The 11,552-nt window shown below is 63.8% G+C and carries 9 protein-coding genes; 5 read left to right on the plus strand and 4 right to left on the minus strand.

What is annotated here, in order from left to right:
* Window positions 1-241 precede the first annotated feature (241 nt).
* The gene (locus GPA_RS00485; RefSeq protein WP_015538637.1) at window positions 242-862 is read right to left on the minus strand and encodes a recombinase family protein; all 621 of its coding nucleotides are present in this window, start codon (window positions 860-862) and stop codon (window positions 242-244) included.
* A 287-nt stretch (window positions 863-1,149) separates the two neighbouring features.
* On the opposite strand from GPA_RS00485, the gene GPA_RS00490 reads away from it, so the two are divergent.
* Both GPA_RS00490 and GPA_RS00495 read left to right on the plus strand, forming a co-directional pair.
* Window positions 1,150-1,506 carry a hypothetical protein gene (locus GPA_RS00490; RefSeq protein WP_015538638.1) on the plus strand — a complete coding sequence of 119 codons (357 nt, stop codon included), beginning with the start codon at window positions 1,150-1,152 and terminating at the stop codon, window positions 1,504-1,506.
* Between the two features lie 3 nt (window positions 1,507-1,509).
* The gene (locus GPA_RS00495) at window positions 1,510-3,150 is read left to right on the plus strand and encodes a hypothetical protein (RefSeq protein WP_231847534.1); all 1,641 of its coding nucleotides are present in this window, start codon (window positions 1,510-1,512) and stop codon (window positions 3,148-3,150) included.
* On the opposite strand, the gene GPA_RS00500 is transcribed toward GPA_RS00495, so the two are convergent.
* Window positions 3,119-5,254: a tetratricopeptide repeat protein gene (locus GPA_RS00500; protein WP_041238677.1), complete on the minus strand. Its 2,136-nt coding sequence runs from the start codon at window positions 5,252-5,254 to the stop codon at window positions 3,119-3,121. The genes GPA_RS00495 and GPA_RS00500 overlap by 32 nt on opposite strands.
* Window positions 5,255-5,489: 235 nt before the next feature.
* Entirely contained in the window at window positions 5,490-7,337 is a 1,848-nt protein-coding gene (locus GPA_RS00505) for a polysaccharide biosynthesis protein (protein WP_041238678.1), read from the minus strand.
* A 128-nt stretch (window positions 7,338-7,465) separates the two neighbouring features.
* On the opposite strand from GPA_RS00505, the gene GPA_RS00510 reads away from it, so the two are divergent.
* From GPA_RS00510 to GPA_RS00520, 3 genes are all read left to right on the plus strand, one after another.
* Window positions 7,466-8,779 (plus strand): glutamate-cysteine ligase family protein, encoded by a 1,314-nt coding sequence (locus GPA_RS00510; RefSeq protein WP_015538640.1) that lies wholly within the window; start codon window positions 7,466-7,468, stop codon window positions 8,777-8,779.
* 103 nt (window positions 8,780-8,882) lie between these two features.
* Window positions 8,883-9,317 carry an FKBP-type peptidyl-prolyl cis-trans isomerase gene (locus GPA_RS00515; RefSeq protein WP_041238679.1) on the plus strand — a complete coding sequence of 145 codons (435 nt, stop codon included), beginning with the start codon at window positions 8,883-8,885 and terminating at the stop codon, window positions 9,315-9,317.
* Window positions 9,318-9,506: 189 nt separating this feature from the next.
* On the plus strand, window positions 9,507-9,935 hold the full coding sequence (locus GPA_RS00520; protein WP_015538641.1) for an FKBP-type peptidyl-prolyl cis-trans isomerase: 429 nt from the start codon (window positions 9,507-9,509) through the stop codon (window positions 9,933-9,935).
* A 316-nt stretch (window positions 9,936-10,251) separates the two neighbouring features.
* On the opposite strand, the gene GPA_RS00530 is transcribed toward GPA_RS00520, so the two are convergent.
* A complete protein-coding gene (locus GPA_RS00530; RefSeq protein ID WP_015538643.1) occupies window positions 10,252-11,124 on the minus strand; it encodes a hypothetical protein in 873 nt (290 codons plus the stop codon).
* Window positions 11,125-11,552 lie beyond the last annotated feature (428 nt).

The following is an 11,552-nucleotide window of genomic DNA, read 5'->3' on the forward strand; positions in this document are numbered from 1 at the left end:
ATGCTCGCTCGCATGATCGGATGCTGCGGCCGTCGGTGCACGTTGCTGCCACACCGACGGCCGCAAGAACGTAGACTTTTTGGCGGAGATGCCCGATAATCTCATTCGAAAGAGAAACAGCAGGTCGGATGGGTGCCCTTGTATGTGAGGGCGAGCAAGTGTTACGTGAGACAAAAAGTCTACGTTTTGGCAACGAAAACCATGCCGAGCGGGTTATTCAACACCCCGGTTGCCATAAGCGCTAAGCGACTTCCCCCTCGGCGTCCCTTTTCAGCCACCGGTCGAACGTCCGGGGGCAAACGCCAAGGTGCTCTGCCGCTTCCTTGCGTGTGATCTGCCCCGATAGGTATGCGGTCTTGATCGGCCGATAAGCGCTCGGCACCTCGATGGCCGGCCGGCCGAACCTCACGCCGCGCGCCCGAGCCGCCGCGATCCCCTCCGCCTGGCGCTGCCGGATGTTCTCGCGCTCAAGTTGCGCAACATAGCTGAGCAGCTGCAGCACCACGTCGGCCAGGAACACGCCGGTAATGCCGTGCTGGTCGTTGCGCGTGTCGAGAAGCGGCATGTCAAGCACCACGACGAACGCCCGCTTCACCTTCGTGAGAATGCGCCACTGCTCGAGGATCTCGTCGTAGTTCCGCCCCAGCCGGTCGATGCTCTTCACCACCATCACGTCGCCAGGCCTAAGGCGCTTGACCAGCTTGCGGTACTCCGGCCGCTCGAAGTCCTTCCCGCTCGCCTTGTCGGCGTAGATGCAGCCCTCGGCAACGGGGAAATCCGTCAAGGCGTCGATCTGCCGCCTGAGCTTCTGGTCCTTCGCCGACACGCGCGCATACCCGTACACGATTCCTTCTCGCTCCATCGTTCACCCCATCGTTCCCGTCAAAGCGAGCCCCCTCCGGGCCGCTTTGCCATCGGCCGCCAAAAGAGATGCCGGCGGGCGCACGGCCGGTCGGCACGAGATTCATTATCGCGAAATTCGGCTTTACCCGAACTACCGAAGCTTTGCGCAGGGCGCCAAACTCCCCTTAGTGCAATCGAGCAGTATCCTCACGGCGTGCCTGCCGCTCCCGCCCGATCAGAGCCTTGCAATGATGACTAAGCGACCATACAATGAAAGAACATCCACACACGGTGAAAGGGAGGGCCATGGATTTGCCCAGCCTCATGCAAGCATGCCTCGACGGCCTCGCGAGCGGCAGCCTCTCTGCTTTCGGGTCCGCCTTGGGCGCGGCCACCATCGCCCTGTTCAAGAAACTCGCAGGGCGGAAGGAAGATATGGATGAAAACGAGTTGAAGGCGATGGGCTCTTGGGCCGATCCCGACAAGCTCGCCGCAAAAGCGGCCAAGTTGGCAAAGGGAGACCCCGACTTCAACCAGCTCCTCTCATCTTGGTGCGATCTCATGGAGAATCATCTCGGCAGCTCGCAGACGACGACCGCCTCGAACGCCGCCTCGGGTATTTTCATCAAAAGCCCCGTTGTCCAAACGAACATCGTAAGGTAGACAATGAAGCCCCCCCCCCCCGACGACTGTTCGAAGCCCCCCTCGCCGCTGCTGAAACCCGGAGGAGGACCGAGGACCGTAGCGTTCGAGAAAACCGTGCTCGTAATGGTCAGAAGTCCTACCACCCTTGTCAGATCGGCGGATTTGGCAAGGCACCTCTTCTCTGATCCGAGGATTCAGGTTCTTTTCACTGTATCCGAACCTCGGTCGGTTTTCTCGAACGAGCTCGAGCTTGCCATAAACAAGAGGGGGCTTCCCTTCGTCCCCTGGAAGAACGCCGTGCTGGAAACGTACGACCTCGCTCTCATCGAAAGCGCTCTCGACCCGTTGCCCGAGATCAAAGCACCCATCATCATGCTTTCCCACGGTGTCGGGCACAATAGCGTCCGATCCGTTGCCGGGGCGAACACGGCGCACTCGAACTGGCTCGACGAAGGGCCCGGAACCATCCTCCCCCGCATAGTGGGATTGGTCTCGGAAGACGAGGCCCGCGTGTTCGGAGACCGCTGCCAGACGGAGGTGCTGGGAGACCCCGTATTCGACTCCATGCTCCAAGCGAGACACCGTCGGGACGAGTTCAGGGATGCGCTCGACATCGGAGACAGGAAATTGGTCGTGCTCTCCTCGACATGGGGTAGGCTTTCGGCTTTCTCGGCACGCCCGCAGATGTTCTCCGAGCTCCTTTCCCTGCTCCCTGCCGACGAATTCGCCATCGCGGCGATCCTCCATCCGAACATATGGATGGGACACGGGCCCTGGCAAATAGAGACCTGGCTAAGAGACGCCCTTGCAGGCGGGCTGAAGCTCATCCCTTTCGAGAGCGGCTGGCAGGCGACCTTGGTCGCAGCCGACTGTCTGGCGGGGGACCACGGATCCGTATCAACCTATGCGAGCATGCTGGGAACCCCCACCTGCCTTTTGAGCTATCCCGAAGACGCGCTTAACGGCGACCTGGCAATCGTGCAGGCCATGGGCTCGAATAAGGCAGTTGAAACGGCTCGTGAGATCGCCGAATTCGCAGAAACAACCTGCAGGCAAGCGAGCCGCGGCGCGCAAAAGCGACCGAACGCCGCCTTCTCCTATGTCGGAAGCTCCATGGAAAGGCTTGCCGTGCTGGCTTACCGTCTGATCGGCCTGGAGCCGTCGAGCACCGCCGTGCTGCCCCTGGCCTTGGAGCCGCCGATTCCAAGAACTTGCAAGCCGCTTTCCTTCTGGGTCGGCTTCGCCCGCACCTCCGATACGGTCGTCGACATGAGAAGAACGCCCTCCTCCGTAGGCCCTTCGGGCATTCGGTCCGACTCGACCCTGCTCGTGGCGTCTTCCGCAGAGAGGAACTACCGACTGGTCCAATCGGCCTCTTGCCTAGTGCTCGAGAACCGCGACGCCGCCGGATGGTGGCAAGATGCCAGCCCCTTTGCCCGATGCGCCTATTTCCAACAAGGCTCATCGGGCCAGTTGTCAGACAGAAATGGAACGCAGGTTCCGTTCAAGGTACCAGCACATGCCGACCGGAACGTACTCGCAGCGATTCTCGCCTACTGCCTCGTACAAGGCGACTTCCGCGGAACGTACCGCATGGGCAAGACCCTCTACACTGTCGGCGAATCGGTAATCAGGTGTGCAAGGATTCCAGAAAGCGGCTAACCTGCTCGTATTCCGCAGAAAGCCCGACGCGTTCGTAATAATCGCGGACCTCCCCGGCGAAGGCTTCTGCATCATCGTCATCCGCCAGGGCATGGAGTGACTCGGCTATCGCGAACAGCGTGTCGTGAGCCCGCCGATATTCACCCAGCTCCGCAAAGATCTCGGCAGCGTCTTTCCCATACGCAAGCGCTTCCCCGTGCTTCCCTGCCGAACGCAATGCGAAGCAGAGCTCCTGCGCACTTTTCGCATACGTGTGCCGATCGCGGTTCTTGTCGACCTCGTCCAATGAACGGCGCGCAGCCTTTTCAGCCTCTTCCGCTTTTCCGAACCTCCGATACGTTCGGGAGAGAAGAAGGTCTTGGATGGAGCATCCGCGCTTGTTGCCCAGCGACTCGTTGCCAGCGCGGGCATACGTGAACTCGGCTACCGCATCGCCTTCGCATCCCAGCTCAGCCAGGCAGATTCCGCGGAACTCGTGGAACATGCACATAACATCGAGCCTGCCCAGCGGCGCGCATTCGACAATGGCGGCATCGATGGAACCGAGCGCCTCGGCGGCCTTGCCGAGCTTTGCCTCCATACCCGACGACATAACCGTCAAGCGCGAGGCTGCAAGTATGTTTCCTGCCTGCCGAGCAGAACGCGAGCAAGCCGAGAACAGCTCGGATCCTGCTTGATAACGAAAGGTTCCGCTATAGAAGAACCAGAGCGCATCGCCGATTGCCCAAGCATCCCCCACGACGCCTTGGTGCGCATTTATGATCTGGGGAACAGCGCCCAAGAGACCGGACTCGGATTCGAACACCTCGAATTCCGTCCTCCCCTTGAGAATATCGCGCACCAGATCGTTCGAGGGAATCCGGTCGTACAGGCGAAGGCGCGCGGGCTTCAAAGAATGATCCAACTCTTGGGACAACACCCGGAAATGGGAGAGCAGCAAGGCATGGACGCTTTCTTGAACCTCGCCAAGAGACCCATCCCCGAGCATCTGAGCCTGCAGGTATGCCCGGATAACGCGAAGAAGCGTCACCTCACTCGACAAGGAAGCATCTCCGACGCCATCCGCAGGAGAGTCGAGAGAGACGAACCCGAAGCAGTGAAGCTCCTCCACGATGGACCTCGCTCCGGAAGGGTCGGTACCCCATATGGCGGCAAGCGTTCCAAGGGAAGCCGTCGGAACCGGAAGCGCTGCGAACCCGAGTGCGGCGTCCAGACAGCGCGGATCGAGGGCCTTGCAACACTCTCGCCATACCTCGTCCATCTCTCGGCAGCGGAAAACGTCTTGTTCGGAGCGCATGAGCTTTCGGTGCAGCTCCTTCGCCGACGAGACGCGCTTCCGCCGTAAGATGCTTGCACAGGCCCGTATGGCCAAGGGAAGCCCGAGGCAATGCTCGAGCACCGAATGGATCTCCTCCACCTCGTCATGCGGAAGGACTTGCTGCACCTCCTCGCCCGACAAACCGTACGCAACTCGGACGAAAAGGTCGAGCGAATCGTCCACGTCCAGTTCGCCGAGAGAAACATGGGTGATCTCGGTTTCGAGCGAATCGATATCGGTTCTCGAGCTTGTGGCGAGTACGAGCGAGGACGGCGAATTCGGAACGAAGGGCTCTATCTCCGCATAGCTGGACACGTTCTCCAAAACCACGAGGATGCTTTTGTCGCAGGTGAAGCTGCGGTATTGGGCGGGCAGATCTGAAGGACGCGTACGGGACACGGCATCGGGGCCGATCATTTGGGAAAGCTTGGATCGGAGCATATCGGCCACCGGAGAGGCGCCTCCTTCTTCCGAGGCGGCGAAATCGAGGTAGATCTGCCCGTCGGAGAAATGATCGATCCGTTTCTCGTTTCCCCACTTTTTCACCAGGGCAGACTTGCCGACACCAGGGATCCCGTCAACGACAACCACCTTAGTCGAGGCAGAGTCCGCACACGCATCCTCCAGCAGACCGCGCTCCGCGCTTCTGTCCACGAAGTGCGCGCATGCTGGAGGCAGCTCCCTTGGAAGAGAAGCAACCGCCGCACCCTGGCCCACGTTAACCTGGAAAACAGGCGAGTTCACGAAAAGGCCGATTGCTTCGTTCGATGCCGAGACGACCGCCACTGCCCCACCTCGCCTTACCCCGTCAGAAAAACCCTCTCGAACACCTTGCCCGCACCATACGGCGCAACGCAGCATTGCCGTCTCGTATAGTTTAGCGTCTAGCGTGCGCTATGGCGCAAATCCGTCCTGCGAATTTTTCCCCGCCCGGCTTCGCGCACCGCTCCTCCGCAAACGCCCAAGGCAGAACCATCCGTATAAGGAGGCTGCAGGCAACCGCCGGCCCCATCGGGTGAGCCTACGCGCAGTTCTTCGTGTGGTGGTAGGTGGGGACGGCGGACTCCAGGATGTGGACGGCTTCCTCGTCCGACTTGCCGATGGCGGCTTCCAGCTCGCCGAGCTTGGCGGCCACCTCGTCGTAGCTGATCTCCTGGCCGGTGGATATCATGATGGACTTGTTGTCGGTGGGAAGCGTGCTCTCCTCGTCCATGAGCAGCTCCTCGTACATCTTCTCGCCGTCGCGCAGGCCCGTGAACGTGATCTTCACGTCCACGTCGGGCACGAGGCCCTGCAGCTGGATGAGACCCTTCGCCAGCTCGACGATCTTCACGGGCTCGCCCATGTCGAGGATGAATATCTCGCCGCCATGCGCCATGCCGCCCGCCTGGATGACCAGGCGCGACGCCTCGGGGATGGTCATGAAGAAGCGCTCGATTTCGGGGTGCGTGACCGTCACGGGGCCGCCGGCGGCTATCTGGCGCTGGAACACGGGGATGACGCTGCCGTTCGAGCCCAGCACATTGCCGAAGCGCACGGCGGAGAACACGGTCTTGGACGTGCGCGCGTACAGCTGCATCACCATCTCGCCCATGCGCTTCGTGGCGCCCATGACGCTCGTGGGGTTCACGGCCTTGTCGGTGGAGATGAAGATGAAGCGCGCGGCGCCGAACGCGTCGGCCGCCTTCACCACGTTCAAGGTGCCGAACACGTTATTGTGAAGCGCCTCGCGCGGGCACGCTTCCATGAGCGGCACGTGCTTGTGGGCCGCGGCATGGAACACGGCGCCAGGGCGGTACTTCGCGAACACCTCGGCCACGCGGGACTCGTCGCACACGCTGCCGATCTCGATGACTATCTCGATGTCGTCGTACTCGGACAGCAGCTCGTTGCGCAGCATGTAGGCGTCGTTCTCGTAGATATCGAAGATGACGATGCGCGCGGGCGCCACGCGGCACAGCTGCCGGCAGAGCTCGCTGCCGATGGAGCCGCCGCCGCCCGTGACCAGCACGCACTCGCCGGCGATGTAGCCGGACACGGCGCGGGTGTTCAGGATGATCTCCTCGCGGCCCAGGAGGTCGGCCACGTCCACGTCGCGCAGCCGCACGTCGCCTATCTCGTCGAGCGAGAGCTCGCGTATGTTGGGCAGCGTGCGCAGCTTGCACTCGGTCTTCGTGCACTCGCCGTAGATGCGCTTGCGCTCCTCGAGCGAGGCCGAGGGGATGGCCACGACGATCTGCTCGATGTCGTAGCGATCAACCAGCTCCACGATGTCGTCCGTGGTGCCGGCCACCTTCACGCCGTGGATACGGCTGCCGCGCTTCGAGGCGTCGTCGTCAGTGGCCACGATGGCCACGCCGGGCATGAGCGGGTCCTTCGAGGCCATGCGGCCGATGGCGAGCGAGCCCGTCTCCCCCGCGCCCACGATGAGCGTGCGCGGCCGGTCGCAGGCGCGCTGCGCCGACCCCAGAACGCGCTTCTTCTGGCGCATGACGCGGAATACCAGGCGTATGCCCCCCATGAAGAATATAAGCAGGAAGCACGAGACGAAGAACACGCGGATGGGCAGGCGCACGTCGATGATCCACAGGAACACGGCGCCGATGAGCGTGGAGAGCACCACCGCGAGCATGATCTGGATGGCCTCGTCGACGCTCGCGTACTCCCACAGGTTGTTGTAGAGGCGGAACAGGCCGAGCACCGCCACGTTGATAAGCGCCAGGATGCCCAGCATGAAGTAGATCTCGTTGTTGACGAAGACCTCGTCCTCGACGGCGGTGAGCAAGGATGCGAGCCAGTAGGCGGCGTATGTCGCAACGATGTCGAGCAGCAGCAGGACCGCTGTTCTTTTTGTGATATGAGCGTCCAAGCGCAGCCTCGTCCCCGAGTGGAAAAGCGAATTGATGCCATTTTGCCGACAAGCGCGGCAACCAAAAGGGTATTGTATACAAAGTAACGTAACCTTGCACGGACCAATGCTTTACAGGAGCCTGCTACATGAATAAAACAGCCGTCGCGGACGCATCCGCCGCGACCAACGAAGGGCCGGAAACCTCCGGCGGCCAGCCTGCTCGCGCAAGTAACATCGACGCCATCGTAGCCTATTTCGAGAGCGGCATCACGCCGGCCGGGACAGCCGGCGAGCTGGGCATCGAGCTGGAGCACACCCTCGTGCACGACGATATGAGCCCCGTGGCGTACAGCGGGCCCTACGGCGTGGAATGGCTGCTGGGCCAGCTGGAAGCCGAGTTCCCCCGCACGACGCGCGACCCGGAGGGAGACCTTTTGGGCGTGGCGCGGCCCGGCGAGGCCGTGACCATCGAGCCGGCGGCGCAGGTGGAGCTCTCGGCAGGCCCGTTCGCGAGCCTCGAGGACGCACGCGCGACGTTCGAGCGGTTCGAGCGCACGCTGGACGACGTGCTGGCACCCCACGGCGAGCGCGCGCTCACGGTGGGCTACCACCCCTCCGCCAAGGCGCTCGACCTGGAGCTCATCCCCAAGCGGCGCTACAAGTTCATGAACCTGTACCTGGGCGAGAAGGGGCCGTTCGGGCCGCGCATGATGCGGGGCAGCGCGTCGACCCAGGTGTCGATAGACTACTGGTCGACGGCGGACTGCCTGCGCAAGCTGCGGTTGGCGTTCGCGCTCGTGCCGCTGTTCTCGCTCGTCTGCGACAACGCGCCGGTTTTCGAGGGAGCGCCGCGCACCCACGAGCTGGTGCGCACCGAGATCTGGCGGTACTGCGACCCCGACCGCTGCGGCCTGGTGCCCGGCGTGATGGACCCGGGCTTCGACCTGCGCCGCTATGCGGAGTACCTTTTGGACACGCCGGCCATCCTCATACCGTGCCGCAAGGAGCAGTGGTGCTACTCCGAGCGCACGTTCGGCGAGATATACGCCGAGCGCACCATGACACGCGCCGAGGTGGAGCACGCCGTGTCCATGTTCTTCAACGACGTGCGCCTGAAGACCTATATAGAGATCAGGCCGGCCGACGCGATGCCCGTGCCCTACGTGGTGGCGTACGCGGCGCTGATCAAAGGGCTGTTCTACCACGTGGAGAACCTCGATGCGCTCGACGCGTTGTTCGAAGGCGTGGACGGCGCGGCCGTGGAGGCGGCCAAGGATGCGCTCATGGCCGCAGGATACGAGGCCGAGGTGTACGGAAGGCCCGTGGCCGAGCTGGTCGACGAGATGATGGCGTTGGCGCGGCGGGGCCTCGCGGCGGACGAGCAGGACTTCCTGGAACCGCTCGCACAGCTGGCAGCACAGCGCGTCACGCTGGCCGACCTGGCCGAGGGCAAGGACTAAACCGCCGCCCGCATCCCGAAGCCGCGAAAGCCGCGGCACCGCAACGGCCGGACGGCCGGCCTTCCGGCATGTGGGCGAACGACACGAGAAGAGGAGGCCCGACGTGGACAACACGGGCAAGATGGTGAAGGTGGCGTACAAGGGGTTCTTTGACGACGGCTCCGTGTTCATCGACCAGACGGAGCAGCCCATCGAGTTCCCGTGCCTGGACGGATGGATGCCGCCGGCGTTCATCGACACCGTTCGGGGCATGGCCGTAGGCGAGACGCGGCAGGTGCACGTGGGCGCGAACGAGGCCTACGAGGAGCGCACCGAAGAACGCGTGATGGAGGTGGAGCGCGCGAAGATACCCGCCTCGGTGAAGCTCGTGGTGGGCGAGATGGTGAACCTGGAGGACCCCACGGGCCAGACCTACCCGGCCAGGCTCGTGGAGCTCACGGACGAGAAGGCCGTGTTCGACCTGAACCACGAGGCCATTGCGAAGGCGCTCAACTTCGAGATGACGCTGCTGGACGTGGCCGAGCTGCCGAGCCGCTAGGGCCCGAGCATCGCGCTTACGGAGAGGTCGGCGCACGGCACGGCCGCGAAGCCATCCCATCGCGATGGCGCAGGCGTCCCCTTGACGGACTTGTGGCAACTTGGAGAGGGTTTGCATCCAGCGGAGGAGCCGCGTTCCGCGGTGGGGTAGACTGGATGCACTTTGTTTCAAATCGAGAGGAGCTCGTTCATGAGCAACGAAGGCAAGAAGGTCAAGGTCCACTACACGGGCACGCTGGACGACGGCACGAAGTTCGACTCGTCAGTCGATCGCGGCGAGCCCATCGAGTTCACCTGCGCCGCCGGCCAGATGATCCCCGGCTTCGACGCAGCGGTGAAGGACATGGAGCAGGGCGAGACCAAGACCGTGCACATCCCCGCCGCCGAGGCGTACGGCGAGCGCCGCGAGGAGATGGTGCAGAAGGTGCCCGTGAGCCAGATCCCCAACGGCGACCAGCTTCCCGTGGGGCAGACCGTGTACATGCGCGGCCCGGCCGGCCAGTCGTTCCCCGTGTTCGTGGAGGCCATCGAGGACGGCATCGTCACGTTCGACATGAACCACGAGCTGGCAGGCAAGGACCTGAACTTCGAGATCACGCTGGTGGAGGTCGCCGGCTAACGCCGCCCTCTGATAGAACGGCAACCACGGAAGGCGCCCAAGGGCGCCTTCCGTCATTCTGAAAGACGGCCTGTTCCGCATCCGCAAGCGTCCTCGGCGCGGCCCTCCGGGGCGCAACCGCTCCCAAACGCGCTGCGGCCGGCTCGTCCTCCCCGCCCGCCTCGCAGCAGCACGCCCTCGAAAGCGGACGGGGACAGCACGACCATGACCTCGTCGGTCCCGTCTGCGACCACGACCGGCCGATCCATCCCCTGGATCAGCCGGCAGAGGGTCCGCACGCTCCCTGCGTGCGACAGCTGCAGGACGTCCATGCCGCTCACCCCCTCTCCATGCGGCGCGCCAAATCGAGCATCTGCTCGAAGAAGGCGCAGTGGGCCTGGTGGTTCAGCACGGCGACGCGCCGGGCAAGGCGGCCGAGCGCCTCGACCGTGAAGCGGTCGGGCGGCTGCAGGCCGCAAGCGGACGCCAAGCCTCCGGAGGGCGCCGCGCTGCGGGCTTCGGCCTCCTCGCCTGCCGGATCGGGCCCGCCCGTCAACCGCGCGGCCTTCTCGCAGGCGGTGCGCGCGCGAACCAGGTCATACTCGAACCCGTAGAACGTGAGCTCCCAGAACGCGCTTGCGAGCACGCGGTAGCGCTCGCGGCAGCACCAATCCCCGCCGAGCCACACCTTGCACCCAAGCGTTTCCTCCCACGGTGCGAGCGCATAGCAGCGCTCGCCCCAGTCGTCCACGTCGCCTGCGCCGCCCTTCTCGTCCGCCGCGCGCAGCGCAAGGAATCGCAGGCGCTTGTCGGCCTTTTTCGCCTGGGCATACGAAGTCGCAGGCACCTGCGCGGCACGAACGAGGCGCTCTGCTGCGGCCACGTCGAGCAAAGGCACGAGGGCGGCGTGGAGCCGCCACGCCAGGGTGCTTCCTCGGGCGTCGAGCACGTACGACTCGCGCGGGGCCAGCACCCAGCCCTTCGTCGGCCCGCGCCGCACCTGGAGGGAGGCCATGGCATCGAGCGAGCCATCGAGCCGCTGCGCCATCGCCTCGCGACGTGCCCTGTCGGCGCAGGCATGGCCTTCGGCGAAATCCTCGATGATCACGCGCCGCAGCAGGGCCCGGTCGCATGCGCCGAGCAGCTCCTGGAGGCTGGGCAGGTCGCGCGGACGCAGGCGCTCGCGCTCCCACAGGCTCCCACCGCTCATGGCAGCCTCCCCTCGGTACGGCACGGCCACGCATCGCCCTCGAAGCACACCGTGCTGGGCACGGCAACAGGCGGCCCTGCTTTCAAGGGATCATCCCCGTGACGGGCTCTCGCGGCCGCCTTCGCGCACCCTGCCGTAGACGCGCATGCGAACATGGCAAGACACCTCGCTTCCCTTCGGTTCCTGGGCTGGGAGGATCTTGCAAGCGTGGTACGGGCGGCGCGGAACACCGCCGCCATCTATGGGCTGCGCCCGCCTTCTGCCGCGGCGGACGAAACAGCGCTTGCACTGGCTCCTTCGTTTCGCTAGCAGTATAGCATATTTTTACGAACATTTGTTTTAAATGCTAGGAACTTTGCGAACGGGAGCGATGACGCGTCCTGGCGCGCGCATACACGGCCGCGCCTGCAAGCACGAGGGCGACGATG

Origin of the sequence: Gordonibacter pamelaeae 7-10-1-b (assembly GCF_000210055.1) — a bacterium.
Lineage (GTDB): Bacteria > Actinomycetota > Coriobacteriia > Coriobacteriales > Eggerthellaceae > Gordonibacter > Gordonibacter pamelaeae.

What these genes read in the sequence shown, in the direction of transcription:
- GPA_RS00510 (WP_015538640.1), top strand. Translation starts at nt 7,466, where the DNA reads ATGAATAAAACAGCCGTCGCGGACGCATCCGCCGCGACCAACGAAGGG.
- GPA_RS00520 (WP_015538641.1), top strand. Translation starts at nt 9,507, where the DNA reads ATGAGCAACGAAGGCAAGAAGGTCAAGGTCCACTACACGGGCACGCTG.
- GPA_RS00485 (WP_015538637.1), bottom strand. Translation starts at nt 862, where the DNA reads ATGGAGCGAGAAGGAATCGTGTACGGGTATGCGCGCGTGTCGGCGAAG.
- GPA_RS00490 (WP_015538638.1), top strand. Translation starts at nt 1,150, where the DNA reads ATGGATTTGCCCAGCCTCATGCAAGCATGCCTCGACGGCCTCGCGAGC.
- GPA_RS00495 (WP_231847534.1), top strand. Translation starts at nt 1,510, where the DNA reads ATGAAGCCCCCCCCCCCCGACGACTGTTCGAAGCCCCCCTCGCCGCTG.
- GPA_RS00530 (WP_015538643.1), bottom strand. Translation starts at nt 11,124, where the DNA reads ATGAGCGGTGGGAGCCTGTGGGAGCGCGAGCGCCTGCGTCCGCGCGAC.